Annotated in this window: 26 protein-coding genes; 8 read left to right on the top strand and 18 right to left on the bottom strand. The window is 45.2% G+C overall.

The window, feature by feature from the left end:
* Nucleotides 1-61: 61 nt before the first annotated feature.
* From chrA to fmdA, 17 genes are all read right to left on the bottom strand, one after another.
* Entirely contained in the window at nt 62-1423 is a 1362-nt protein-coding gene (gene chrA / locus N7974_RS02590; protein WP_262964125.1) for a chromate efflux transporter, read from the bottom strand.
* Between the two features lie 124 nt (nt 1424-1547).
* The gene (gene ureG / locus N7974_RS02595; protein ID WP_262964198.1) at nt 1548-2168 is read right to left on the bottom strand and encodes an urease accessory protein UreG; all 621 of its coding nucleotides are present in this window, start codon (nt 2166-2168) and stop codon (nt 1548-1550) included.
* Between the two features lie 12 nt (nt 2169-2180).
* Entirely contained in the window at nt 2181-2855 is a 675-nt protein-coding gene (locus N7974_RS02600; RefSeq protein ID WP_262964199.1) for an urease accessory protein UreF, read from the bottom strand.
* A complete protein-coding gene (gene ureE, locus N7974_RS02605) occupies nt 2848-3285 on the bottom strand; it encodes an urease accessory protein UreE (protein WP_317451577.1) in 438 nt (145 codons plus the stop codon). The genes N7974_RS02600 and ureE overlap by 8 nt, the downstream gene beginning before the upstream one ends.
* 225 nt (nt 3286-3510) lie before the next feature.
* Nucleotides 3511-5214 carry an urease subunit alpha gene (ureC, locus tag N7974_RS02610; protein ID WP_262964126.1) on the bottom strand — a complete coding sequence of 568 codons (1704 nt, stop codon included), beginning with the start codon at nt 5212-5214 and terminating at the stop codon, nt 3511-3513.
* Nucleotides 5211-5528: an urease subunit beta gene (locus N7974_RS02615; RefSeq protein ID WP_262964127.1), complete on the bottom strand. Its 318-nt coding sequence runs from the start codon at nt 5526-5528 to the stop codon at nt 5211-5213. Before N7974_RS02615 ends, ureC begins: the two co-directional genes overlap by 4 nt.
* A gap of 152 nt (nt 5529-5680) precedes the next feature.
* Complete coding sequence (gene ureA / locus N7974_RS02620; RefSeq protein WP_262964128.1) at nt 5681-5983, bottom strand: urease subunit gamma; 303 nt, start codon at nt 5981-5983, stop codon at nt 5681-5683.
* Between the two features lie 21 nt (nt 5984-6004).
* Nucleotides 6005-6859, bottom strand: coding sequence for an urease accessory protein UreD (locus N7974_RS02625; RefSeq protein WP_317451578.1), 855 nt, complete (start codon nt 6857-6859; stop codon nt 6005-6007).
* Nucleotides 6860-6863: 4 nt separating this feature from the next.
* Nucleotides 6864-7451, bottom strand: coding sequence for a HupE/UreJ family protein (locus N7974_RS02630; RefSeq protein ID WP_262964129.1), 588 nt, complete (start codon nt 7449-7451; stop codon nt 6864-6866).
* 172 nt (nt 7452-7623) lie between these two features.
* Entirely contained in the window at nt 7624-8895 is a 1272-nt protein-coding gene (locus N7974_RS02635) for a hypothetical protein (RefSeq protein WP_262964130.1), read from the bottom strand.
* A gap of 956 nt (nt 8896-9851) precedes the next feature.
* Nucleotides 9852-10541, bottom strand: a complete 690-nt coding sequence (gene urtE, locus N7974_RS02640; RefSeq protein ID WP_243220900.1) for an urea ABC transporter ATP-binding subunit UrtE — start codon at nt 10539-10541, stop codon at nt 9852-9854.
* Nucleotides 10542-10593: 52 nt separating this feature from the next.
* On the bottom strand, nt 10594-11337 hold the full coding sequence (gene urtD / locus N7974_RS02645) for an urea ABC transporter ATP-binding protein UrtD (RefSeq protein WP_243220899.1): 744 nt from the start codon (nt 11335-11337) through the stop codon (nt 10594-10596).
* Nucleotides 11330-12478: an urea ABC transporter permease subunit UrtC gene (gene urtC / locus N7974_RS02650; protein ID WP_262964131.1), complete on the bottom strand. Its 1149-nt coding sequence runs from the start codon at nt 12476-12478 to the stop codon at nt 11330-11332. Before urtC ends, urtD begins: the two co-directional genes overlap by 8 nt.
* A gap of 11 nt (nt 12479-12489) precedes the next feature.
* On the bottom strand, nt 12490-13407 hold the full coding sequence (gene urtB / locus N7974_RS02655; protein ID WP_262964132.1) for an urea ABC transporter permease subunit UrtB: 918 nt from the start codon (nt 13405-13407) through the stop codon (nt 12490-12492).
* Nucleotides 13408-13673: 266 nt separating this feature from the next.
* The gene (gene urtA / locus N7974_RS02660) at nt 13674-14924 is read right to left on the bottom strand and encodes an urea ABC transporter substrate-binding protein (protein ID WP_243220896.1); all 1251 of its coding nucleotides are present in this window, start codon (nt 14922-14924) and stop codon (nt 13674-13676) included.
* Between the two features lie 109 nt (nt 14925-15033).
* Nucleotides 15034-15399 (bottom strand): FmdB family zinc ribbon protein, encoded by a 366-nt coding sequence (locus tag N7974_RS02665; RefSeq protein WP_243220895.1) that lies wholly within the window; start codon nt 15397-15399, stop codon nt 15034-15036.
* A gap of 29 nt (nt 15400-15428) precedes the next feature.
* Nucleotides 15429-16652 (bottom strand): formamidase, encoded by a 1224-nt coding sequence (fmdA, locus tag N7974_RS02670; protein ID WP_243220894.1) that lies wholly within the window; start codon nt 16650-16652, stop codon nt 15429-15431.
* A gap of 266 nt (nt 16653-16918) precedes the next feature.
* Between fmdA and N7974_RS02675 the strand changes: the two genes are divergently transcribed.
* From N7974_RS02675 to N7974_RS02710, 8 genes are all read left to right on the top strand, one after another.
* On the top strand, nt 16919-17722 hold the full coding sequence (locus tag N7974_RS02675; RefSeq protein ID WP_262964133.1) for a hypothetical protein: 804 nt from the start codon (nt 16919-16921) through the stop codon (nt 17720-17722).
* 121 nt (nt 17723-17843) lie between these two features.
* Nucleotides 17844-21200 (top strand): ATP-binding protein, encoded by a 3357-nt coding sequence (locus N7974_RS02680; RefSeq protein ID WP_262964134.1) that lies wholly within the window; start codon nt 17844-17846, stop codon nt 21198-21200.
* 84 nt (nt 21201-21284) lie between these two features.
* Complete coding sequence (locus N7974_RS02685) at nt 21285-22220, top strand: response regulator transcription factor (RefSeq protein ID WP_262964135.1); 936 nt, start codon at nt 21285-21287, stop codon at nt 22218-22220.
* A gap of 276 nt (nt 22221-22496) precedes the next feature.
* The gene (locus N7974_RS02690; RefSeq protein ID WP_262964136.1) at nt 22497-23225 is read left to right on the top strand and encodes a DUF1538 domain-containing protein; all 729 of its coding nucleotides are present in this window, start codon (nt 22497-22499) and stop codon (nt 23223-23225) included.
* Nucleotides 23222-23983, top strand: coding sequence for a DUF1538 domain-containing protein (locus N7974_RS02695; protein ID WP_262964137.1), 762 nt, complete (start codon nt 23222-23224; stop codon nt 23981-23983). Before N7974_RS02690 ends, N7974_RS02695 begins: the two co-directional genes overlap by 4 nt.
* 20 nt (nt 23984-24003) lie before the next feature.
* Nucleotides 24004-24354 (top strand): P-II family nitrogen regulator, encoded by a 351-nt coding sequence (locus N7974_RS02700; protein ID WP_262964138.1) that lies wholly within the window; start codon nt 24004-24006, stop codon nt 24352-24354.
* Nucleotides 24351-24761, top strand: coding sequence for a CBS domain-containing protein (locus tag N7974_RS02705; RefSeq protein ID WP_262964139.1), 411 nt, complete (start codon nt 24351-24353; stop codon nt 24759-24761). The genes N7974_RS02700 and N7974_RS02705 overlap by 4 nt, the downstream gene beginning before the upstream one ends.
* Before the next feature lie 131 nt (nt 24762-24892).
* On the top strand, nt 24893-25096 hold the full coding sequence (locus N7974_RS02710; protein ID WP_243220886.1) for a cold-shock protein: 204 nt from the start codon (nt 24893-24895) through the stop codon (nt 25094-25096).
* A 91-nt stretch (nt 25097-25187) separates the two neighbouring features.
* Here the strand turns inward: N7974_RS02710 and N7974_RS02715 are convergent, their stop codons facing one another.
* Nucleotides 25188-25601: a TM2 domain-containing protein gene (locus tag N7974_RS02715; RefSeq protein WP_262964140.1), complete on the bottom strand. Its 414-nt coding sequence runs from the start codon at nt 25599-25601 to the stop codon at nt 25188-25190.
* Nucleotides 25602-25675: the final 74 nt, after the last annotated feature.

The following is a 25675-nucleotide window of genomic DNA, read 5'->3' on the forward strand; positions in this document are numbered from 1 at the left end:
CCATTTAATAAAATGATATTATTCGATAGTTATATCTGTTTTAGTGAACAAAAGAAATACCTTACCGGGCTAACCAAGGATTGATAAACAAGATGAGTAAGCCCATAGCTCCACAAACGGCAATGACAGGAATAACGCCTGCCTTAAACCGTAACAGCGCCAGCAAGGCAAACGCACCGATCAGTGCGGCAATGCCATCAAATCGACCTGAGAATCCTTGCGGCCAGAATACATGCCAGGCAAAAAATACGGCAAGATTAAGAATAACGCCCACTACGGCAGCCGTTATCGCCGATAGCGGCGCAGTAAACTTCAAATTACCATGAGTGGATTCCACCAGCGGACCGCCCGCGAGGATAAATAAAAAACTGGGTAGAAAAGTAAAATAGGTCACCACAAGCGCCGAGACAACAGCCGCCATTAAAGCTGCATCAGGGCCAAAGGGCAACTGATTCCATCCGCCCAGAAAGCCAACAAAAGTGACAATCATAATTAATGGACCGGGAGTGGTTTCACCCAACGCCAAACCATCAATCATTTGCGTGGCACTCAACCAATGGTAATGCTCTACTGCGCCCTGATAAACATAAGGCAATACCGCATAAGCACCGCCAAAAGTCAGCAACGCGGCCTTGGTGAAAAACCAGCCCATTTGTGTCAGCGCTCCATTCCAGCCGTATTGCCCACACAAATATCCCATCATGCCAGCCCACAGAAATAATCCTGCTCCTGCAATTTTCAACAGATGCAGTCCACGGAACCGGGCATGTTCAGGAACCGGTGTATCGTCATCAATCAAAGCAGGACCAAAACTGTGTTTAATGGCCCCGTGTCCACCGCCGACGGTAAAATTTTGCGGAGCGATGCGCCCACCAAGAGCTCCCAATAAAGCAGCGAGCAAGACAATTAACGGAAATGGCGCATGCAAGACAAAGATGGCCAAAAAAGACAAGGCCGCTATAGCCCACAGTAGCCAATTTTTTAAAGCACGCGAGCCAATTCGATGCGCAGCAAACAGCACGATAGCCGTGACGGCTGGTTTGATGCCATAAAGTACACCGGCGACTTCCGGCACCTCACCGAAACGCATATAAATCCAGCTTAGCAAGATCAACAAAAACAACGAAGGTAAAATAAACAGCAGCCCCGCGATTACCCCGCCCCAAGTGCGATGCATCAACCAACCAATATAAATTGCCAACTGCTGCGCTTCGGGCCCGGGTAATAACATGCAGTAATTAAGGGCATGCAAAAACCGCTTTTCTGAAATCCAGCGCTTTTGTTCGACCAAATCCTGATGCATGATGGAAATCTGTCCGGCCGGCCCGCCAAAACTGATAAAACCGAGCTTCAGCCAATACCAAAAGGCTTGTCCCAAAGTAACCGGTTGCGGAGGTGTTATTGGAGGCTGCGGTTTATTCATAAGTTATTTCCAGAAAAGGCTTGATAAAAGTCGTCGAGGTTTTTCACTTCGGCGAGGAGTTTATCATCAATTCAGAATGGCAATATAGCTTATGATTGCTAGCGGGAAACCTTCATTTAAGACACTATGCTACGGCGCTCAACATACCCGCAGTAACTATAAATTGAGTAATGGTTTCCAGCCCTAAACCGGTTTTAAGATTTGTAAATACAAACGGTCGCTCACCGCGCATTTTTTTGGCATCACGATCCATAACCTCCAAAGAAGCACCGACATAAGGCGCCAAATCAATTTTATTAATCACCAGCAAGTCAGAGCGGGTAATGCCTGGGCCGCCTTTTCGCGGTATCTTATCGCCTGCCGAGACATCAATCACATAAATAGTTAGATCAGCCAGCTCTGGACTAAAAGTTGCGCTTAAATTATCACCACCGCTTTCCACCATAATAAAATCGAGATTATCAAAGCGCTCACAAAGCTCATCAACGGCCGCAAGATTCATTGAGGCATCTTCCCTGATTGCCGTGTGCGGACAGCCGCCGGTTTCCACGCCAATAATCCTGTCTTCCGGCAAGGCCTCGCTGCGAATCAAAAATTGCTGGTCTTCACGGGTATAAATATCATTGGTTACCACGCCGATTTCAAATTGATCGCGCATGCGTTTGCACAAAGCATCGACCAGCGCCGTTTTCCCCGAACCTACCGGCCCGCCTATACCTACCCGAAGTACCTGTTTATCACTCATCATTAACTCTCTTTAAGAACGAAATAATCTGGAATATTGTGTTTCATGCCGGCTACTGGCCAAGGCCAAACCAAACACGCTGCCGCCAATGTCATCATCAGCCAGCAGCAACGCACGATTAACCTGTTCCGGTAGACTGGATGCCAGCGCAATTAATAAGCGCTGACCGGCAACCTGACCTAATGGCACCAATTTAACGGCACACAATACCTGATTTTCCAACCAACTCCACAGGTAACCAATAGCGGCCTCACGTTTTGGAATAGCCCAGCGCACTGCGGCGAGACTAAATAAAGTGGCGAGTGTTGCCTCCGGCTTGCGTAACCACACTTGCGCCTCGTCCAGCTCCAGCGCAACCAGCAACCGTGCTAGGGCCTGCCCGGTTTGCCGGTCTTCAGCACGTAATTCAGAGGTTTCGCGGCAAGCGTTCAAGGTTTTGCTCCACCGGACAACAGCCGCGTTATCAGCCAATGTCCAGGCATCAAACAAGCGGGCCATGACCGGCAGATCAAGCTGCGTCATGCCATGCACCAGTAAACCTTCAAGCCATTCATGGACCTCATCGGCATTGGTCACCAAGCCATCGTCAATAGCACGCTCCAACCCTTGTGAATAGCTGTACATGCCAATCGGCAAGCCCGGACTAATCAGTTGCAACAAGCGCAGCAGGGCAAGATCATTAATCATGACTATGATAAGCACCGGCTTCCGGTTCAAACGGCATAATATCGTGCGCCACTACCAAACCCAGGCCCTCAACCATGTGATCCAGAACATGATCACTCAAATAGCGCAGCTCACCCGGTAAAATCTGTAAGGCGACATGACGATTACCCAAGTGATAACAAACACGTGCAAATTGCAGGGCATCATCGCTGCACACTACCGAAACCGTTTCCGGAGCCGCTTTTATCAGCACTTTAAAGCGCTCTGTCCCGGTCAAAATAACGCCTGAGCGCAAACGATGGCCACGCGGCAAGAATACACCGACGGCCACGCCGCCATCAGTGCGAGCAGGTAAACGGCTTTTCTGGCGATACTCAAAAGGCAATGTCAGAACATCGTCAGCCTGGGTTTCTGGTGGGGCAAGTTCGGTCAATTTCAACATAGTGGTCATTAGAGAAGTATCCATTGAAGAGCTACCAATTAAAGTGGGACAGATAAATAAAACTGGCCTATTGATTCCGGGAGCGCTGAGCCCCAGCTCGGCGTAGTCAGTAATCGGCTTGACTATACCGTGCCGAGCTGGGGCTCGGCGTTCCCGGAAAGTTATCTGTCCCGGCTTGGTTGGTAACCGCATTGAAGTAAAAATTTTTCACTGCTTAAAATTTGGAGGATTTTCTTAAAACAGAAAATAGCGTTGTGCGAACGGTAAAACAGCCACCGGCTCGCAGGTGAGTAACTGCCCGTCGGCACGCACCGCATAAGTTTGCGGATCCACTTCGATAGTGGGCTGGTAGTGATTATGCACTAAATCTTTTTTACCGATATTGCGGGTATTTTTAACAACACCAACGCGTTTTCGCAAGCCCAAAGCCTCTGAAACACCGCCATCAATAGCAGCTTGTGGTAAAAAAATCATCGATGTGGCCGATGCAGTCTCACCGAACGAACCAAACATCGGGCGATAATGTACCGGTTGCGGCGTTGGAATTGACCCATTGACATCGCCCATGGCCGCTAATGCTATCAAACCACCTTTGATAATCAGGCTGGGTTTTACGGCGAAAAAAGCCGGATTCCATAACACCAGATCGGCCAACTTACCAACTTCTATCGAACCAACTTCGTGCGAGATACCATGACTAATCGCCGGATTAATCGTGTACTTGGCGATATAACGTTTAATGCGAAAATTATCGTTGTTTGCAGAATCTTCCTGCAAACTGCCGCGTTGCAGTTTCATTTTATGCGCTGTCTGCCAGGTACGGATAATCACTTCACCGACTCTGCCCATTGCTTGGGAATCCGATGAAATCATCGAGAAAGCGCCCAAATCATGCAATATATCTTCCGCCGCTATGGTTTCGCGGCGGATGCGTGATTCGGCAAAAGCCACGTCCTCGGGGATACCGGGATCAAGATGATGGCACACCATCAGCATGTCCAGATGTTCATCTACCGTATTAATCGTAAAGGGCCTCGTTGGATTGGTTGACGACGGTAGCACATTAGGCAAGCCGCAAGCTTTGATAATATCCGGCGCATGACCGCCACCGGCACCTTCCGTATGGTAGGTATGAATCGTACGATCTTTAAAAGCGGCAATAGTATCTTCAACAAAACCGGATTCATTTAAGGTATCGGTATGAATCGCGACCTGTACATCAAAACGCTCGGCTACCGACAAACAGCAATCAATCGCCGCCGGCGTGGTGCCCCAATCTTCATGTAATTTTAAACCCATGGCACCGGCACGAACCTGTTCTTCCAACGCAGCCGGCAAACTGGCGTTACCCTTCCCCAGCAAACCAAAATTCATCGGAAAACCGTCAAGCGCACGCAACATCTGCTGAATATTCCAGGGCCCGGGCGTACAGGTCGTCGCATTAGTACCGGTCGCAGGCCCGGTGCCACCGCCAATCATCGTGGTAACGCCGGATGAAAGGGCTTCTTCTATTTGCTGTGGACAAATAAAATGGATATGTGCGTCAACGCCACCTGCGGTTAAAATTTGCCCTTCACCGGCAATAATCTCGGTACCGGGGCCAATAACAATATCAACACCGTTTTGGATATCGGGATTACCGGCCTTGCCTATAGCGGCAATACGGCCATTCTTGATACCAACATCCGCTTTGATAATACCCCAGTAATCGACAATTAATGCATTGGTGATAACCAAATCCATCGCCACCGAGGAATCAACCTGGCTTTGCCCCATACCATCGCGGATAACCTTGCCACCACCAAACTTAACTTCTTCTCCATAAATCGTACGATCCGCTTCGACTTGTAAAAACAAACCGCTATCGCCAAGGCGCACTTTATCGCCGGTAGTCGGGCCAAACATATCACTATAAGCCTGCCTGCTGATTCTGCTCATACGGACTCCTTTAGTTCGCCCATGACTGCCTGACGAAAACCGTAAACACGGCGTAACCCTGAAAAGGGTACCAGATGTATTTCCCTAAACTGTCCCGGTTCAAAACGGACAGCGGTACCAGCAGGTATATCCAATCTGAAGCCCAGTGTTTTGTCCCGATCAAAATACAGCGCCGGATTGGTTTCAAAAAAATGGTAATGTGAACCGACTTGTATTGGCCTGTCACCGCTATTGGCGACAACCAGCGTGATAACTGCGCAACCTGCATTCAGCTCGATATCACCCTCGGCAGGGATAATTTCTCCAGGTATCATGGCTGTGCTCCTAGTCTTTTATAGTCATTATTATGGCTACCAATTTAAAGCTGGACGAATTTACAGATAACATCCCTTGAAGGGATGGTATCTGTCCCGGCTTAAGTGGGTGCCTATTATCGTCTTTGGCGCACATGGTGCGCCCTACTTTGCTATTCAATGGGGTTATGAACCGTAACCAACTTGGTACCATCCGGAAAGGTTGCTTCTACCTGCACATCCGGTAACATTTCAGCGATACCGTCCATAACATCATCGCGATTTAGCAAAGTGCGGCCAAATTCCATTAGTTCGGCAACCGTGCGTCCATCCCTGGCTCCTTCCATAATTGCTGCAGTAATATAGGCAATGGCTTCGGGGTAGTTAAGCTTTAACCCTCGGGCTTTACGTCGTTCAGCCAACAATCCGGCGGTAAAAATCAGTAGTTTGTCTTTTTCACGTGGTGTTAAATGCATTAATTATCCTTTTCTGGTTGGTCAGGTTGCCCAGATACGCGGCTCACAAGCCTTACGCTGCAAAACGTCGGGCCTTAACGCGGCCCAAACCTGCTGAAAAAATCCGCGTAACCGGTCGGCCCTGATATCAAGAGCCCGACAGATCAGCAGATCGTCTATTAACGTAACACCGCGCCCGGCCGTCTCGCCAATAAGTTGTTGCACCGCTTCCAACTGCACGATTGAAGCGGGACAGGCGAACATTGTCCCACAAGCGGAATGTCCGTTCAGCCCCCAACGCGCAGCAAAGGCCTGGGCATCCAGCTTTAAACGTTCCCGATAAAAAAGCTCATCGGCACGAAAAATCTGCCAACTCATGCAGGCTTCACCCACTGTAAAACCTTCATTGGCGGCAGGACGACCCAAAACGAGAACTTCCCAGCCAATAAAGCGGGCATCAGTCTCCAGGTTAACACGAAGCTCTGATGCGACCCGTGCACCTTCATAAATAATGGTTTCCTGTGGCAACCATTCTAAAGCGGCACCTGCCGCGACTGACAAGGTAACGGATTGCCGGGCCAGTTCTCCGGTACTGCGATAAAATTTGCCGGCGGCTGGCGTTGTTACCAGTGCTGCGCTGTTGGCGGCGGCAGTTATAGTGATCGTCAAGCTGTCACCTGCCACTACGCCACCTGGCGGATGCAACAAATACAGATGACAAACGCCGCCCTCAGGATAAAACGGTCGTTGTACGGTTAACGGACCATGATGGCGACGATGCGCCAGAACAGTCTTGTCGTTGCCGAGCTCAAAGCCCAGCTCCAATGTTGCTTCCCAACCAGGTACGGGAGTATTTTGTCTATTAACGAATCCGGCATCCATAGATTCTACAAGCACCCACTCAAGCTCCAACCAGTAAGGTCGTACCGACGACAGTACACAGCAAACCAAATCCCGCAGTCATTATCTTTAAGCTGGACGTTCCTGACAGCAATAATCCCATAATAATACTCAAGCCTTGCAATAATACCGTCGTCAACAGAAAGCCTCCCATATATCCGACTGCATCAGCTCCTGTCTGTAACGCCATACCGTGAATATAACCATGACTAAGTGCAAATATCGCTACAAAAGTAACTGCCACGGCTGATGACATTTTATAATTTGTCGACACGAATAACCCTGATACGACAACCGAAAAAGCCAGCCAAGTTTCTGCGGAGCTTAACGTAAAACCCGCAAAACATAATCCGGCACCTGCCGCCATCATCAGCAAAAAACTGCACGGCAATAACCACAATTCTCGCCTGCCACGCAGTACTGCCCATAAACCGACAGCCAGTATAACCAGTAAATGATCAACACCCGTTAAAGGATGCAATAAACCCTCAGTAAAACTGAGTACCGCATTGATGCCAGTATGCGCATAAACAGGTAGCGACTGTATCAATAACAATCCGGTAACGATGACTAAACATTTAATTTTCATCAAAATACCTCATTATTTTTTAGGAACATCGCTAAATATAAACCGGGTAAACAGCATTAATTTAGCGTAATTATGCCACAAAGATCAGCCTTATTCAGAACCAGCAATAGCCAATATTCCTGATTCTGAAGATAATCGACTCATAATACTCAAAAAGAATAATTAAGAGACCTTAAATCTGCCATTGAAAGCCAAGAACAAGCGAGTTAACGTTATCGCCTGTTACGTTCGATTTATAATTGGTAATACCTTTAGTCGCCATGTCGCCGTAAATATAATTTAAAGACACAACCGCGTTATGACCATCAATGACGTAGTTCACACCGGCCTGGTAAGAATTACGATTGGAACTGGTGTCAGGCATAATATTGACATAACGAATATAAGGCTGAATCAAACCAATACCGATTTTTTGCGGAAACAGATACATACCGCTGACATCATAGGAGTTACCTTCAAACATCGCGAAACTATTGGGGTAATTTGCATTACGCGTAGCTTGACTATAGCCACCAGAAATATCATAGTTTTTGTATTCGCCGTTTAACGTAACCACGCCATTATTGGGCAGCACTTTTTCCATCAACACATCAACTCCGGTACCACGAAAGTTACCCGGATCAGCAGCAATTGCAACATTATTTACACTCGTTGCACCTTGACCTGCACCATCTTGCTGATACTGATTGCTGGCAGCAACGGTTAAGATATCACCACCTTTACCATAATAGGTACCCGAGGTGTAATAACCGGGATTTTTCTCGACTTCCCAAAAATTATAGGATACCCGTTGGGCGTACAGAATATTGTCATTAACGTTGGCACCGCCTCTTAAGCCACGAAAAAAGCCGATAGCATATTGAAAACGATCATTAAATACCGAGCCCCAAAAAGTGGCACCGTCATCACGACCAAAAGAACCGGCTGAAGTACCATTATTTTGAATCGTTGTATTAAAATCAGCAGGCTCAAACGGCGAACCGGAACTATAAACCTGGTAGATAGGACTGTAAAACGGACCGTTCATCTCCCTGCGTTCAGCAGGAACCAGCATTCTACCAACCCATAAATTAACCATGGAGTTGTATTCGACCTTTCCTATCGCATCCAGTACCCGAAGCTCGCCACCATTACTACACGTTTGACAGTCAGTGTTAAACTCCACTTTCAAATATTTATGAATTTGTCCGTTAACATACAAACGGGTATTATCCAGATTGAAATCGTTACTCCACTTATTGCCGTTATTACCGGCCGCGCCCTCGACAGTTTGAAAGCTGCTACGCAGGCCTAAACCAAGACTAATCCATTTAGTATCATCAATTTTGAAAGTTGCTCCGGCATACCCGGAAGATGCATGACCGGCAGCCATTGCAGTTACCAAGGCTGTGCAGAGTATTCGTGTGTTTAGGCCACCGACTGCCTGTTTGATATAACTTTTCATCTAAAATCCCCTGGCTCACAAGCTCAAATATAAATACATCGACCCAATAGCGATGCCACCAAAACTGGCAGAGTCGATTATTCAGTTTGCAGCCGATTCCCACAATCCGTCAGATGACTCATTAGTTATTTGACGTATAACAAAAAAACCGGGGTTATTGGCTTGCAGGAGTCTGAAATAGACATATCGACAACCATTTTAAAGTTGAAACTGTGTAAATATATGCGGACACACGGGCTTTTCTAATAAGAATACCGGCATCATTCGCAGTTCGTTTTGAACAAGTCAAAGACAAGACTGAATGGCAATAGAGGTAACCGCAGAAAGAAACGTTCATGGTACTGGATAACCTGATTGAAATAACCGCAAAAACTTCACGTTTAGCCTAAAACAACCGGCAAAAAGGTTCTACTGATGCATGCCTTTGCGATAAATTAGCGACTAAAGCGGGTAACTGGTTAAGGTAAAAAACGACAACGTGTTAGATGCTATAGATTTCCAAAAATAAAATTTCCAATTCCCGTCGCTGTAAACTCATATAGGTAACATCCCTTGAAGGGATGGTATCTATCGACAGAAAAATTATTTATCTGAAAATATATATCGGGATTTGGAAGTTCAAAGCGGTTAAAGACTTGTTGTGCATTAAACGACGATAGACTGGAGTATGGCTGATGTAATAAAAAAAACACCGTGTCAGCCAGAAGATGGCTGATTATCTGAACATTTAAATGAATCAATGGATTGAAGTGTTTTAATCGTATCAGCTGACCGTGATCCCTTGCGACTGAAAACCAACGGTCAGAGTTAGAGCCATGAATTAATTACGTAGGGCGTGCCGTGCACACCTTAGCTTTCAAAGCGCGCACGGCACGCCCTACAGAAAGTAATGTCGAGTAATTAACTTCGGACTCTATATTTGAGGTAATAAAAAGTTGGTTAAGACATGCCCTCTGTCAAACCGACAAATATTTTTTAATTTGCGCGGCATCCACTTCACCACGTTTATCTTCATGGATAAACTTGCCCTTATCCATCACAATTATACGGTCAGCAATTTCCATGGTAAAACTGAGTACTTGCTCAGAGACGATAATGGTAATCTCACGCATTTTCCTGATTTCATTTAAGACTTTGGCAATGTCTTTAATAATGGAGGGCTGTATGCCTTCGGTGGGTTCGTCCAGCAAGAGCACTTTAGGGTTGGTGACCAAAGCTCGTGCAATCGCTAACTGTTGCTGTTGACCGCCGGAAAGATTACCGCCTTTACGTTTACGCATATCATACAACACCGGAAACAAGGCATAAATATCATCGGGAATCTCCCGGGTTTTGGATTTTTCCAAGCCCGTTTCAATATTTTCCTGTACGGTCATGGTTGGAAAAATCATTCTTCCCTGGGGTACGTAAGCCAGTCCTTTTGCAACACGTTGATAGGTTTCTACACCGTTTAAATTAACGCCATCGACCATGGTTTTAGAGGCATTACTGGGCAATATGCCCATCAGGGATTTAAACAATGTCGTTTTGCCCATGCCGTTTCGGCCCATAATGGCCAGTGTCTCGTTTTTTTCTGCCTTAAAACTTAAGCCATGAATCACCTGACTTTGGCCATAACTGACTTGTAAATCCGCTACTTCAAACATGATTAAATTCCTCTTGCTGGTTAACCGGTTTTATCTTGCAATCAAAAACCGTCTAGTGACCTAAATAAACTTCAATAACTTTTTCATCCGACTGAACTTTTTCCATCGATCCTTCTGCCAAAATTTTACCTTGATGCAGTACCGTCACTTTATGGGCAATTTTTTTCACAAACTCCATGTCGTGCTCAATCACCAAAACAGAACGATTTTGACAAATTCGATTGAGTAAATCGGCTGTTTGATCACGCTCTTTAGCACTCATTCCGGCTACTGGCTCATCCAACATTAACAATTCCGGGTCTTGCATCAACAACATGCCAATCTCCAGCCATTGTTTCTGGCCATGACTTAACAAGGCCGCTTCCATTTGTAAATGCTCAGTCAGTAACACTTCTGCCGCGATTTTGTTAACTTGTTCGCTCAATGCCTGCGTGCGCTTAAAAGTTAAGCTGCCCCAGACCGACCGTCCTACCGGATAAGACACTTCAAGATTTTGATAAACGGTCAGATTCTCATAAATGGAAGGCGTCTGAAATTTCCTGCCGATCCCGGCACGGACAATCTCATGCTCGGCAAGCTGGGTCAGTTCTATATTATTAAACTTGATGGAGCCTGATGACGATTTTGTTTTACCGCAAATCAAATCCAGCACCGTGGTCTTACCGGCACCATTGGGGCCAATCACTACACGCAATTCATTTTTGTCGATATACATCGATAAGGCATCAACTGCCTTAAACCCGTCAAATGAAACCGTTAAGTCTTCAATAGCCAATACAAAGTCGGTATTACTCATATTTTTCTCCGATCATTTTGGCGGCTTTTTTACTGAATTTGGCAACGTATTTAGACGTGACTCCGGCGATATTAAATTTCCTGGCATACTTGTCATAGATTCCAGCCAGACCGTCAGGAAAAAACATGACCACAGCGATAAACAGCCCACCCATCAAAAACAACCATAACTCCGGAAATGTCTCGGAAAACATCGTCCTGCCAAAATTAACCAGCAAGGTGCCATAAACAGCGCCAATCAAGGACATACGCCCACCCACTGCGGCAAAAATAACCATTTCAATGGACGGTACAATACCGACAAAACTGGGCGACATAAAACCGACCTGAAGCGTAAACATGGCTCCGCCAATTCCCGACATCATGGCCGCAACACAAAAAATGAATATTTTAAAATTTGAAACATCATAGCCGGAGAATCTGACGCGCTCTTCTTTATCACGCATCGCCAACAACAACATCCCAAATTTAGACGTTAATATGTAACGTGCCAGCAACATACAGCCGATTAACAAGCCTGCATTAACAAAATATAAAATGTATTTCGCGCTGTCCGTTCTGATATCCCAGCCCAGCATGGTTTTTAAGTCAGTAATACCGTTAACACCACCGGTATAACCTTGTTGACCGATAATTAAAATACTTAATATCAGGGCAATCGCCTGGGTAATAATGGCAAAATAAACACCACCCACACGCCGTTTAAACATGGCATAACCGATGATAAAAGCCAATAACGTCGGTACAACCAACACAAGTACCAGTGTTAAAGGCAAACTCTTGAAGGGTAGCCAAAACCAGGGAAGCTCGGTTAATTGATTCCAATCCATAAAATCAGGAATACCGGGCGTAGTTTGAATCTTGGTACTGACAGGGTCTGATGCTTCCAGTTTGAGAAACATGGCCATACAGTAGCCGCCCAAGCCAAAAAACATACCTTGCCCGAGACTTAAAATTCCGCCATTACCCCACAACAACACCAAACTGACTGCCACAAAGGCATAGGTGACATACTTGCCTAAAAGGCCCAAGCGAAACAAATCCAGACACAAGGGAAAAACCACAAACAGCAACAGAGCCAATATCGCCAAGCCAACAGCCCCCTGCCTTCCACCTAACAACTTATCTGATAGCTCTTTCATAACAGGTTCCTTTATCTACGTACTTTAGATGCAAACAAACCCTCGGGTCGCATCATTAAAATAATAACAATTGTCATCAAGGTAGCGACTTTTCCCATGGAACTGGTCATAAAAAATTGCAAAATAGATTGTGCCTGGGCAATGCCAAACGCTGAAGCAATGGTTCCCATTAAACTTGCTGCACCACCAAAGACAACCACCATAAAACTATCGACAATATAAAGGGAGCCGGTAGTAGGGCCTGTAGAAGAAATTGTTGTAAATGCTGCACCGGAAACACCGGCAATACCACAACCCAAAGCAAAAGTAAGCCTGTCGACTTTTTGGGTATTGATGCCAACAGCACTGGCCATAACCCGATTTTGCACCGTTGCCCGCACACGCAAGCCACCCCTTGAACGGAACATAAAGAAATACACACCCAGCGTAACGACCAGGGCCAAAACCATCACGAACACACCATTAATCGGAATATCAATATCGGCGGTAGGTTTAAATGAACCAAGCAACCATTCCGGCAACTCTGCACTCACTTCTTTGGCACCAAAGCTGGAGCGAAATGTTTGCTGCATGACCAGACTCAAGCCCCATGTCGCCAGCAAGGTATCCAAAGGCCGTTTGTAAAGATGTCGAATCAACAAATACTCAACTAAATAACCTATCAAAAAGGCCAGGATAAATGCGGCAATAATGGCAAAAACAAAATAGGAGTTAACCATCTCGTATTTAACAGCAAGTTTTGACATGAATACTGCCGTGTATGCACCAACCATCATAAACTCACCATGCGCCATATTGATCACACCCATCTGACCAAAAATGATGGCAAGACCCAGCGCCATCAGTAACAAGACGCTAAACAGGCTTAATCCCGAAAAGCCCTGCATTACCATAATGTTGCCTACTTCATCCATCGTATATCCAAACATAACCAGCCTCCGGCTAACCAACCTTACACATAGAAATCTGTTTTTACAGTACCCAAGGAGACTGTCCGAGAATAGAAAACCTACTGCGGAAAAGCTATTTTGGCCAGATTTCTCAATCATTTTCGTTTAATAGCACAACTATTTGCCTCAAATGATCAAAAAATCTGACTCAAAATTGCTTTCCCTCGCTACGATTCCTATTCACGGACAGCCTCCTGGCAGTCTTAAACTTAAGCCTGCCAGGCTTACTTCCTAAAGCTCAATCTTTATTGATAACCTTTGGGGAATGGATCAGGATTAATCAAACCAGATTCATAAACGACATCAGCCTGACCATCTTTACGCCATTTTCCGATTCGTAACTTGCTTAACAAATGGTGGTTTGCATCGACCTTGACATAACCTTCAGGTGCCGTCGTCATCTCATAGCCCGGCAATGCCACAACTACCTTGTCCACATCAAAACTGCCGGCACGTTCGACAGCCGCTTTCCATAACCAAGGCCCCAGATAAGCCGCTTGGGTTACGTCACCAATCACCGCATTTTCGCCATAAGCTTTCTTGAATTCTGCGACGAATTTATCGTTATTAGGATTCTTCAAAGTTTGGAAATACTTCATTGCCGAATAAAAACCCTCCAGATTTTCACCACCAATACCCAGCACCTCATCTTCGGTTACTGAAATAGTCAGCATGGTTTGTTTCTTGGAGTTTAAACCGGCTGCATTCAATTGCTTAAACCAGGCAACATTACTACCGCCAACAACAGCTGCGTAGATTACGTCAGGTTTTTTTAGCTTGATTTTGTTAATCACAGAACCAAACTGCGTATCACCCAAAGCCACATATTCTTCGCCGACAACCTTGCCGCCCAAATGCTGCTCAATATGTTTACGGGCAATTTTCATGGAAGTACGTGGCCAAATATAATCAGAACCAATCAGATAAAAAGTTTTGGCCTTTTTCTCTTTTGTTATCCAATCCAAACCGGCAAGAATTTGCTGGGTTGCCTCTTGGCCGGTATAAAACACATTTTTGGATTGCTCAAGGCCTTCATAAAAAGTGGGATAAAACAGTAAGCCGTTATCTTTTTCAAAAACAGGCAACGCGGCCTTACGAGATGCCGATGTCCAACAGCCAAAAACAGCGGCCACTTTGTCACTTTCCAATAGTTTCTTGGATTTTTCAGCAAAGGTAGGCCAGTCACTGGCACCATCTTCCTGAACAACCTCAATTTTTCTACCCAACACACCGCCCATTTCGTTAATTTGAGCAATCGCCAGTTTTTCAGCCTGAATGGAACCCGTTTCACTAATCGCCATAGTGCCGGTTGCCGAATGCAAAATACCTACCGTTACCGTTTTATCGGTAACCGCAAGACCCGTTGTGCTAACCGCTGCCGTTGGAAAATCAGCCGCACTCGCACTACCCGTAGCCATGGAAAGACCCAAGGCAAGAGAGACACCTACAAGAACAGATGCCTTTTTTATAAATTGACGCCTATCAGAACTACTCATCAGTTTCTCCTAATTAAAAAAAATAAAACATTCATACATCTGTTCAAAATTAAATCCCTTCCCAACCCAATCCAATCCAAATTTTCTTATCCCAACTTTTACCCATTGTTTAATGCCCGAGCATCCAGGGCCTTGCCGTTCTCTTTGTTTGCATCTGAAAAACAGCCCCCTGCTGTTCAGACTGACTAGCCTGATCTTTTTTGGTACGAGATTTATCCGTCCCTGGTTGGCAGGTATGCCCACCTGAACATCCGCAACTGGAGCGACGCCTGGTTGCCGGTTCATGAGCTGATTTTTCATTGCGCTCATGGGCTACACGCTGGTCGTTACCTACCAAGGCATAGTGCGGCACAGAAATTATGCGTTCACTTGCCGCGCCACAGTTTTTGCAAATACCTTGCAGACTGGATTCACTCATTTTCCTGATTGCCGAAAAAGTACCGCAGTCATCACATCGATATTCATATAAAGGCATACCTAAACTCCATTGATTACTGTCTATAACTAGCTTGTCTTTGCCATGTCGGCGCTACCGGTAATAATTTTCTTTGGCCCGTCCGCATTCGGTTTCAAATCAAAATCAAATATTTCTGTAGGTAACCAGAGCGTCGCACAGGCATTCGGTATATCAACAACGCCGCTGATATGCCCTTCAACCGGTGCAGTACCCAAAATCGATAAGGCCTGGGCACCGCTGTAACCAAATTTCTTGAGATATTCAATTGCATTTAAACAGGCCTGACGGTAAGCGACATGCACATCCAGATAATGTTGCGTGCCTTTTTCATCGACTGAAATCCCTTCAAAAATGAGATAATCACGATACGAAGGCGTTAGTGGACTGGGTTGAAAAATTGGATTTTTGATGCCGTATTTTTTGACGCCGTCTTTAATCAAACTAACTTTAATATCCAGATAACCTGCCATTTCAATGGCACCACAGAAAGTAATTTCACCATCGCCTTGAGAAAAATGCAGATCGCCCATGGAGAGGCCACCATCTTTCACATAAACAGGAAAAAATACTTTGGAGCCTTTGGTAAGATTTTTAATATCACAGTTACCACCATGCTCACGAGGAGGTACTGTTCGGGCACCTTCTGCTGCTGCCACTTTGGCCGCATCGCCAGTCAATTTACCCATTACCGCAGACTGGGAATTTGGTGGCAGCGCCAAGGCCGGAATGCGATCAGGATCCGTAGCAATGAGCTCGGCTTCGCGCTTGTTCCATGTTTCGAGTAATTCTCTTGACGGCAAACAACCAATTAAACCAGGATGCATAATGCCTGCAAACTTAACATTAGGGATGTGTCTGGACGTTGTGTAAATACCGTGAAAATCCCAAATTGATTTACGCGCCTCAGGATAATGATCGGTTAAAAATCCGCCCCCGTTTTCCTTGGAAAAAAGTCCGTTAAAACCCCATTGGGAATCGTCAAAAGTACCCACATCCAAAATATCCACGACCATCAGGTCACCCGGCTCGGCACCTTCAACACCAATGGGACCGCTCAGGTAATGTACTTGCGTTAAATCAACATCCCTTATATCATTGGCGCTGTCATTATTGCCTATTTGACCGCCGGTCCAATCCATACATTCGACACGAAACTCATCACCGGGTTTGACCATTGCAACCATAGGCAAATCAGGATGCCAGCGATTATGAATCAAGCCCTCTTGCTCCCATGGCTTTTTATTACGATCCAATTTAATTAAACTTTTCATAAGGCAATCTCCTTAACGGTAAATTTCAATAACAACAGGATTGTTTCATATAAAGCCCTCTTAATAAGATTCTTCATCCAAAGCCCCCTTTTGTTGCCAAATATAAATGCATTCGTTATAGCGAAATGCGGGTAAAGCTGTCGATTAAGATTATTCAGTTTTCAGCCAGTCGGCACAATCCGTCAAATAACGCATAAGTCATTTAACGTATGGCAGCCAAAGGCTGATTTTCGTACAGTATCGGTACACTATAATTAGGAGCTGCCATGAGCTTGCATGATTTACCAAAACACTATGCCGTTATCGGCGCACTGCTTTTTACCGGTCTTACCGGAACATCTGCGCTTGCCGTTGAACCCAAGTCCGCGAGTATCGACCCGGCAGCAATAACCGCGATTACCTTCAGTCTTGCTGATGAAAATATCGAACAGTTTGGTTTTAATTTGTCGCGGCAGCAGATAGCTGAACAGGTAAGCAAAAATCTGGCCGAATGGCAGTTTCCCGTCAAACTTGCTGACAGTCATTATTCGCATACTCTTGAAGCCAGACTGGATAAGATAGTCCATCAAGAAACACCCGTGGGATTCTCTTTTAGTAGTGGTAATGCGGATCCAAGAGCAGCCGACTTCCAAAAGACCGACGTACTACCGATCAGCTGCAGACTGAGTAAAATTGGCAGTACCGGTAGTCCTGTCGAACATAAAATGACTTTCAGTGCTCACGGACTTTTTAACGACTCCAGCCAGACTAAAATAACCGAAAAGCTGATTGATCAGATCAGTACTACCTGCTTTGATCTGTTGGATGATTTAAAGATACCTGCGCTTAACAAAAAACCGGAGACCACTTCGTTTAAGCCAACATGGATGCCTGCGGTGCAAGTGGTAGTGAAACAAGTTCCCCGCACGGTGAATACTAAGGTAGTGAAACAAGTACCCGGTACGGTGAATACTGAAAAACCCGATGCCGATGACAGTGATAATGAAACCAACAAGGTAAGCGATAAAGAGCTTATCATTAACAATCAGGGATCGCCGCTGACCCTCCATTTAGGTCATGAGCGACGTTGATTTCTGCGTTGCTTTTATGCTATCTGCCGGTTAAATGGCTAAAGGCGAATCTGCGCTTCATAAATTTTGCAGACTCGCCTTTAAAGGGCCTTCTGGATAGTAACCGAATTAACCGAATACCGTGAAAGCCAACATTCATCAACACATTACAAAAATTCGCCGCGACTATAATGCTCTGGTAGCCAATGAAACCATGGAAGATTACGCCTTGCGCTACGCGCCACGCAGTTTTCGTAAATGGTCGGAGTTTCAGGTCGCTAATACCGCCTTCGGCTCCACCTCGTTTCTGGTGCTGGAAGCAATCGGTGGCTTTTTGTCGATCAACTACGGTTTTACCAATGCCTTTTGGGCAATTGTGGTGGTCGCCATCGTGATTTTTATCACCAGCCTGCCCATCAGTTATTACGCTGCCCGCTACCATATTGATATTGATTTATTAACCCGCAGTGCCGGTTTTGGCTATATTGGCTCCACAGTCACTTCGTTGATTTATGCATCCTTTACCTTCACCCTGTTTGCGCTTGAAGCCTCGATTATGTCGCTGGCACTTGAGTTGTATTTCCATATTCCGTTGGCAATTGCTTATATTATCAGTGCGGTACTGGTAATCCCTCTGGTGACCTTCGGCATAACCACCATTAGCCGGATGCAGTTGTGGACACAGCCGTTATGGTTACTGTTACTCATCGCACCCTATGTAGCAGTAGCAATGCGCGAACCTGATGCAATACCGATCTTAAAAACCTATTTCTGGTTTGCCGGCAGTGGGCAGGGCTTTGACTGGCTACTGTTCGGTGCCGCAGCGACAATCGCATTTTCCATGATGGCGCAGATCGGCGAACAAGTGGATTTTTTACGCTTTATGCCGGACAAAACCGAAGCGAACAAGTTACGCTGGTGGGCCGCAATGATTGCCGGCGGGCCGGGCTGGATTATATTTGGAGCGCTCAGGCAGTTATTGGGCGCTTTGCTGGCACATTTGGCGATACGTCACGGCATCAGCCCGGAACATGCCCATGAACCTACCCAAATGTATCTGGTGGCCTATAACCAACTGTTCAGCAATCCGCAATGGGCGCTGGCGGCCACCACGCTATTTATCATTCTCAGCCAGGTCAAGATTAATGTAACCAATGCCTATGCCGGTTCGCTGGCCTGGTCCAACTTTTTTTCGCGGCTGACCCATAGCCATCCGGGACGGGTCGTCTGGTTACTGTTTAATGTATTGATCGCCCTGTTGCTAATGGAATTTGGTGTGTTTGGCGCACTGGAAAAAGTGCTGGGATTGTTTTCTCATATGGCGATTGCCTGGATTTGTACGATTGCCGCAGAATTAATGATCAACAAACCGCTGGGCTTAAGCCCGAATATCGTTGAATTCAAGCGCGCCTATCTATCAGATTTTAATCCTGTTGGTATTTTTTCCACACTCTGTGCCTCACTAGTGTCAATACTGGCCTATATCGGACTGTTTGGAGAAATCCCCAAAGCATTTTCAGGTTTTATCGCCTTGGGACTGGCATTTGTACTAACACCGACCATTGCCTGGTTAACAAACGGCAAACATTACCTGACGCGCGACCGCGACGAAAACAACCCCAAGTCAGCCAATAAATGTTCGATTTGCGAAAATGAGTTCGAGCATGAAGACATGGCTTATTGCCCGGCATATGCCGGCAGCATTTGCTCGCTGTGCTGTACCCTGGATGCACGCTGCCTGGACGCCTGCAAAACCGGGTTTCGTTTTGATGATTATCTGGAGATACTGGCAAAGCGCTGCCTGCCTGCGGCGATGGATATGACATCCCGATTGCGCTTACTGCGTTTTACCCTGATGTTTTTATTCCTGTCTATGTTGACTGGGGTTTTTATCAGTATCATTTATTATCAGGATCTGATGAGTGTGCAACATAACTTTGCATCGTTTCATCTGCTACTGAATAATTTTTTTAAAATTTACGCCTCGCTATTGGTATTTATCGGCCTGTGTACCTGGTGGCTGATACTAAATGTGGAAAGTCGACGGGTGGCGCAGGAAGAAACGGTTAAACAGACTCAACTGTTACTATTAGAAATTGAAGAGCATAAAAAAACGGACAGTAAATTAAAGGAATCCATGAAAATGGCCAATACGGCCAATCAGGCGAAAAGCCGTTTTCTCAGCAATATGAGCCACGAAATACGTTCCCCCTTAAACAGTATTATCGGCTATTCCTATATACTGCACAAAGACCCAAGTATACCTGAAAACAGAAGGCAGGCAGTTGATACACTGAAGCGTAGTGGCGAACATTTATCGGCTCTAATAGAGGATATACTTGATATTGCCCGCATCGAAGCACGTAAATTTGAATTAAACTACGAGCCGTTTAATTTTCATGAATTTATTGAGCATTTGATGCGTATTTACAAAGCCCAAGCGGAAGATAAAGGCTTGTCGTTTCGTTGTCAGATAATCAATACCCTACCGCAACGGGTACGAGCGGATGAAAGACGGGTTGGACAAATTTTGATTAACATCCTGAGCAATGCCGTTAAATTTACGCAGACAGGCGAGATCATTTTTAGCATCAGCTATAACGGAGGCGTTGCCAAATTCGAGATTATCGATACCGGTGAAGGTATTCCGGAGGAACAGTTACAAGATATCTTCGAGCCTTTCACCCGCTTGCACAATGCCACTGGAACCGCTATCTCGGGCAGTGGTCTGGGCTTAACGATCAGTAAAATTCTCGCTGAAATTATGGGTGGAGAGCTCACTGTCACCAGTAATCCAGGTCAGGGTTCCACTTTTACAGTACGGCTATTTTTAGCCAACCTCGGAGACAGCCCCGACATTTATGAAATCGAAAACATTGCCGGTTACCAGGGGCATCGGCAAAAAATACTGGTTGTTGATGATCAAGATGATCACCGTGATTTAATGATATCAATTCTGGAACCCTTAGGCTTTATAATGACTGAAGCCGATTCTGGTGAAAATTGCCTGTTAAAGGTAGAGAAAATCCAGCCTGATCTTATCCTGCTTGATTTAGCCATGTCTGGAATCGATGGCTCGGAAACTACCAGACAACTGCGTAATAAAGGCCTGTTAATGCCGATTATAATACTTAGCGCCAATGCCTATCAGGCTGACCGTCTTAATGCCATGAATGCCGGAGCCAATGATTTTCTGGCTAAACCTGTCAAGGTTCCGCACTTGTTAAACAAGCTAAAACTACATCTGGCGCTAAACTGGATTTGTCAAAGTGATGATATGGACTTGGCTGGTACGCCACCGGAAGCCCCTCTATTACTACCACCAGCCGACGAAATTGAAAATCTCGTCCATTTTGTGCGAATAGGTGATCTTTTAGGACTTAACAAGCACCTTGATGAACTGATCAGGAAGCAACCAAAATATCAACCGTTTGTGTCAAGAGTTAAAGTATTGGCCAGTGAATTTCGTATTGCTGAAATCAAGAAACTATTAGCATAAATAAACCCTGCGGCCAGGGTAACAAATCATTCAAATAATGGATTATAAAAAAATCCAATGGCTATTTAAACATGAGATTCTCGAATGGAAATTGAAACACCCTACGTCAATGGCACGGTGATGATTGTTGATGACACGCCCGGTAATCTGGCGCTGCTGTCCGATACTCTGTCCGAAGCGGGTTATCGGGTATTAGTCGCTACTGACGGCTTGGCTGCGCTGGAACAAATTGATTATTTAAAACCCGATATCATTTTGATGGATGTTCTCATGCCAGGTATCGACGGTTTTGAGACCTGTCGACGACTTAAAGCTGATCCGCTTAAAGCCGATATTCCGGTGTTATTCATGACCGGTTTAAGCGAACTTGACGACCTGCTTCGCGGCTTTAGCGAAGGCGGCCTGGATTATATTATCAAACCGATTCGTCCACCGGAAGTGCTGGCCAGAATAGATGTCCATCTTGGCTTGGCTCGCGATAAACGGCGTGCAGAAAATGCACTAAGTCAAGGCACGTTCTCGGCATTGACTATCGATGCCTCCGGCTGTATTACCTGGCTAACCCCTGCAGCTAAAACACTGCTCACCGAAGTGATGCAACCCACTGCATCAATAGCAATCAATGACTATTTACCCGAACCGATACTCGCCTGGGCAAAAAAACACCTTGAATCTGCAGCTACAACTGACAAGGAATCCGCCGATGATTATCTGACCAACACCGGTTTCTCAATCAAAATGGCACCCTGCCAAAGCTCTGGTGAGTATCTGCTTCTGTTAAAGAAAAGTAGCCGAGAATGGAATCTTGCCTCATTAAAAGATTCTTTAGGGCTTACCTTTCGTGAAGCGGAAATACTGATGTGGATATCGCGTGGAAAAACCAACAAAGAGGTCGGACTAATACTCGAAAGCAGCCATCGTACCGTCAACAAACATCTGGAACATATTTTTGAAAAACTTGGCGTAGCAACCCGTGCAGCAGCGGTTGCGATAGTACTGCAACGTACGGACTCAAGATAAGGTGATACCCAAAGATAAATAGACCTCTTTTTTATTTATTAACAACGACTGCAAGGATGCAGTCAATAAAAAACCGGCAAGCCGGACCTGCTATTCCCAAGAAATCACCTAAAAAAAACTAATAATAACCTTCAGCGATTGCACAAAGTTATAGTTCTTTTAAGCCAAATTGGCAATGTTTAAAACCCACTGAACTTTTAAGTTTCTTATCTCCAGGGTAGCTTTACTCTTCCAATTTACTATACAATCAGATGATGTTAAAAAATTGGAAAGCCTATGTTAAAGAACCGTTTTGTGCAACAACTATTCAGCAGTTTTATAGATCTAACTCCAATTCTTGTCGTTGTTTTGATTTTTCAGGTTCTGGTTATTCGTCAGCCTTTGCCTGATGCCGCTAATTTAATTACCGGCGCACTCTTTGTTGTTGTTGGTCTTACCCTGTTTATTCAGGGACTGGAACAAAGCCTTTTTCCTCTTGGCGAATCAATGGCTTATGCTTTCGCCAACAAAGGCAGTTTATTCTGGCTGCTAGCCTTTGCCTTTTGCCTGGGTTTTGGAGCAGCCGTTGCTGAACCAGCCCTGTTAGCCATTGCTGAAAAAGCGGCAAATATCGCCAGTTTGGGCAACATGATCGAACAAACCGATATTGCCAAGGACAATTATGCCTTCGGATTGCGTATGGCTGTCGCCCTGTCTGTTGGTTTTTCCATTTTAATCGGCATATTAAGAATTATTCGTGGCTGGCCCGTCTATTACCCGGTTTTTTGCGCTTATGCCTGTGTAGCCCTCATGACACCCTTTGCACCCGCTGAAATTATTGGCATCGCTTATGATGCCGGTGGTATCGCAACCTCGACGATTACCGTGCCGTTGGTAACCGCTTTGGGTGTGGGACTGGCTACTGCCATCAAGGGTCGTAATCCGATGACAGACGGCTTTGGACTGATTGTCCTTGCCTCAATAACACCGATGATTTTTGTGATGGCTTACGGGATGATTATATGATTGAGTGGCTGGTTAATTTTGTCCTGCAACTACTTGAAATCTGTAAAGATATTTTGCCTATTGTCACTGTTATTATCGGTTTTCAATTATTGGTTATTCGTAAACCCTTACCCCGTCTTAAAAAAACACTGATCGGTTTTTTGTATGTTCTACTAGGCATTGCTTTTTTTTTGGAAGGCCTGGATATGGCGTTGTTTCCACTGGGAAGTATAATGGCATCGCAATTGACCACCCCTGAATTTTTAGGCATTAATCCACTCGATCAAACCATTTTCTGGCAAACTTATTTCTGGATTTATATTTTTGCTGCCAGCATCGGTTTCGCTACAGCATTAGCTGAACCTTCTTTACTCGCTGTCGCCCTTAAAGCCGAACAAATTTCCGGCGGCACCATAAATGCGTGGGGATTACGTATTGCTGTAGCCATCGGCGTTGGTTTTGGCTTGGCGCTTGGCTCTTTTCGAATTGTCACAGGAATAGAGCTTTATTATTTCATAATCCCGGGCTATGTTATTGTGCTGATCCAAACCTTTTTTACCCCTAAAATGATTATAGGACTGGCTTATGACTCAGGCGGGATAACAACTTCAATGGTTACCGTACCCATGGTTACTGCGTTAGGCTTGGGACTGGCCGAAGCTGTACCGGGCCGAAACCCGTTGCTGGATGGCTTTGGCTTAATAGCCTTTGCCAGTTTATTCCCTATCATTGCTGTTCTGGGTTATGCGCAAATTGCCCATTGGCTAAACAAAACTTAATCTAAACCCTGAGAAAAACCATGCATTTCAAATTAATTATTGCCCTTGTTGAAGATGATAAAACTGATCTGGTAATTGAAACGGCGCGTAAAAATGGTGCCAAAGGCGCAACTGTTGTCAATAATGCACGCGGTGAAGGCCGCAAGCGCTCCAAAACCTTTTTTGGCCTGACCCTGGAAACTCAACGGGATGTACTGTTATTTCTGGTCGAAGAACACCACAGCAGACGCATTCTTGAAACCATCGCCACCACTGCGGAATTTGACAACAAACCCGGCACCGGCATTGCTTTCCAGATTGATGTTGAAGACGCCATTGGCGTCATGCACCAGGTTGAAGAACTAACCCACGAACTTGAGGATTCAATATGATAGAAAAAAGTAACCCCATCCGGGTCAAGGACGTCATGAAAACCGATTTTGCTACCATTGACGGCATTGCCACGGTAGCGGAGGCCTTAATAAAGATGAAAACACTTAAAACAGCAGTGCTGATTGTCAATAAACGCAATGAAAATGATGAATACGGTATGCTGACTTCTGGCGATATCGCTCGTCATGTTCTCGCCAAAGACCGCGCACCTGATCGGGTTAATGTTTATGAGATCATGAGTAAACCGGTAATTACAGTACATCCGGATATGGATATCCGCTATTGCTCGCGGCTTTTTGCCAATTACAACCTGATCAGAGCTCCCGTTGTTGAAAACAAGATGGTTATCGGTATGGTCAGTCCTAATTCAATGGTTTTGGACGGTCTGTACAAAACCGTTCAATAAATGGCATCCTGTTGAAAATAGCAGTACAATCCTCTCCCAGCAGAGTAAAGATGTTGAACGAGTGGATCTCCCGGTTATCAATGTTGTAGTTCTGTGTTAACCGTAAGTTTTTATTTTAGGAGTTTTTCAAAATGGCAACAGGCACTGTAAAGTGGTTTAACAACACTAAAGGTTTTGGTTTTATAGCACCTTCTGATGGCGGCGAAGATGTTTTCGTTCATCATTCAGTCATTCAGGGCGATGGCTTTAAAACCCTGATTGAAGGTCAAACCGTCACTTTTGACATTGAATCTGGACCAAAAGGCTTAACGGCCGTTAATGTTTATCCCAAATAAGCGATAACCGTTCAGTTTCAAAAAAGGCTCTTGTTACTTGGCAAGAGCCTTTTTTTATGCCTGACAGTTTTAGGTGGGATATCTTTTAAAACTATTTTAAAGGACGGCCTTTAGCATCTTTATTGATATGACCGGCAATAATTAAAACTGCTTCTATAAAACCCCATAAGGCTCCATAACCGACAGTTGCGGCGGTCAACGCCAACTGTGCAATACCTATCCAATAAAAACCCAGATAAAATCGATGTATCCCGGTAAAACCCAAGAAAAAAGCCAACGCTGCTGCAACATACTTATATTTAACCGCTTTAGGCGGAGTTAAATAAGCACCCACCAATTTAATCTGTCGCGCCAGCGTTCCTTCCGGGTCAAAGCTGACATCATCACCTACGTCCGGGGATACTTGTGCAACCCAATCATCCAGATTAAATGTATAAGAATTTTCCTCGCTTTTTATCATCCCGGTTTGGCCATCGGGATCATAACTTTCTATATGTCCAATCATCTATTTACCTTAAATTATGTACCAGCACTTTTATTTTTTAGTTAGTGTGCCCACTTGATATAGCTACCCGCAAA

It is taken from the genome of Methylobacter psychrophilus, from assembly GCF_025583945.1.
Classification (GTDB): Bacteria; Pseudomonadota; Gammaproteobacteria; order Methylococcales; family Methylomonadaceae; genus Methylobacter_C; species Methylobacter_C psychrophilus.

Bases quoted from the DNA above. Each gene is read 5' to 3' on its own strand.
- N7974_RS02715 (WP_262964140.1), bottom strand. From the start codon at position 25,601: ATGATTGGACATATAGAAAGTTATGATCCCGATGGCCAAACCGGGATG.
- N7974_RS02675 (WP_262964133.1), top strand. From the start codon at position 16,919: ATGAGCTTGCATGATTTACCAAAACACTATGCCGTTATCGGCGCACTG.
- urtE (WP_243220900.1), bottom strand. From the start codon at position 10,541: ATGTTTGAAGTAGCGGATTTACAAGTCAGTTATGGCCAAAGTCAGGTG.
- N7974_RS02695 (WP_262964137.1), top strand. From the start codon at position 23,222: ATGATTGAGTGGCTGGTTAATTTTGTCCTGCAACTACTTGAAATCTGT.
- N7974_RS02600 (WP_262964199.1), bottom strand. From the start codon at position 2,855: ATGATTAATGATCTTGCCCTGCTGCGCTTGTTGCAACTGATTAGTCCG.
- chrA (WP_262964125.1), bottom strand. From the start codon at position 1,423: ATGAATAAACCGCAGCCTCCAATAACACCTCCGCAACCGGTTACTTTG.
- ureC (WP_262964126.1), bottom strand. From the start codon at position 5,214: ATGAGCAGAATCAGCAGGCAGGCTTATAGTGATATGTTTGGCCCGACT.
- N7974_RS02665 (WP_243220895.1), bottom strand. From the start codon at position 15,399: ATGCCTTTATATGAATATCGATGTGATGACTGCGGTACTTTTTCGGCA.
- ureG (WP_262964198.1), bottom strand. From the start codon at position 2,168: ATGAGTGATAAACAGGTACTTCGGGTAGGTATAGGCGGGCCGGTAGGT.
- fmdA (WP_243220894.1), bottom strand. From the start codon at position 16,652: ATGAAAAGTTTAATTAAATTGGATCGTAATAAAAAGCCATGGGAGCAA.
- urtD (WP_243220899.1), bottom strand. From the start codon at position 11,337: ATGAGTAATACCGACTTTGTATTGGCTATTGAAGACTTAACGGTTTCA.
- urtA (WP_243220896.1), bottom strand. From the start codon at position 14,924: ATGAGTAGTTCTGATAGGCGTCAATTTATAAAAAAGGCATCTGTTCTT.
- ureA (WP_262964128.1), bottom strand. From the start codon at position 5,983: ATGCATTTAACACCACGTGAAAAAGACAAACTACTGATTTTTACCGCC.
- N7974_RS02700 (WP_262964138.1), top strand. From the start codon at position 24,004: ATGCATTTCAAATTAATTATTGCCCTTGTTGAAGATGATAAAACTGAT.
- N7974_RS02630 (WP_262964129.1), bottom strand. From the start codon at position 7,451: ATGAAAATTAAATGTTTAGTCATCGTTACCGGATTGTTATTGATACAG.
- urtB (WP_262964132.1), bottom strand. From the start codon at position 13,407: ATGTTTGGATATACGATGGATGAAGTAGGCAACATTATGGTAATGCAG.
- N7974_RS02710 (WP_243220886.1), top strand. From the start codon at position 24,893: ATGGCAACAGGCACTGTAAAGTGGTTTAACAACACTAAAGGTTTTGGT.
- N7974_RS02705 (WP_262964139.1), top strand. From the start codon at position 24,351: ATGATAGAAAAAAGTAACCCCATCCGGGTCAAGGACGTCATGAAAACC.
- urtC (WP_262964131.1), bottom strand. From the start codon at position 12,478: ATGAAAGAGCTATCAGATAAGTTGTTAGGTGGAAGGCAGGGGGCTGTT.
- N7974_RS02615 (WP_262964127.1), bottom strand. From the start codon at position 5,528: ATGATACCTGGAGAAATTATCCCTGCCGAGGGTGATATCGAGCTGAAT.
- N7974_RS02635 (WP_262964130.1), bottom strand. From the start codon at position 8,895: ATGAAAAGTTATATCAAACAGGCAGTCGGTGGCCTAAACACACGAATA.
- N7974_RS02690 (WP_262964136.1), top strand. From the start codon at position 22,497: ATGTTAAAGAACCGTTTTGTGCAACAACTATTCAGCAGTTTTATAGAT.
- N7974_RS02685 (WP_262964135.1), top strand. From the start codon at position 21,285: ATGGAAATTGAAACACCCTACGTCAATGGCACGGTGATGATTGTTGAT.
- ureE (WP_317451577.1), bottom strand. From the start codon at position 3,285: ATGACCACTATGTTGAAATTGACCGAACTTGCCCCACCAGAAACCCAG.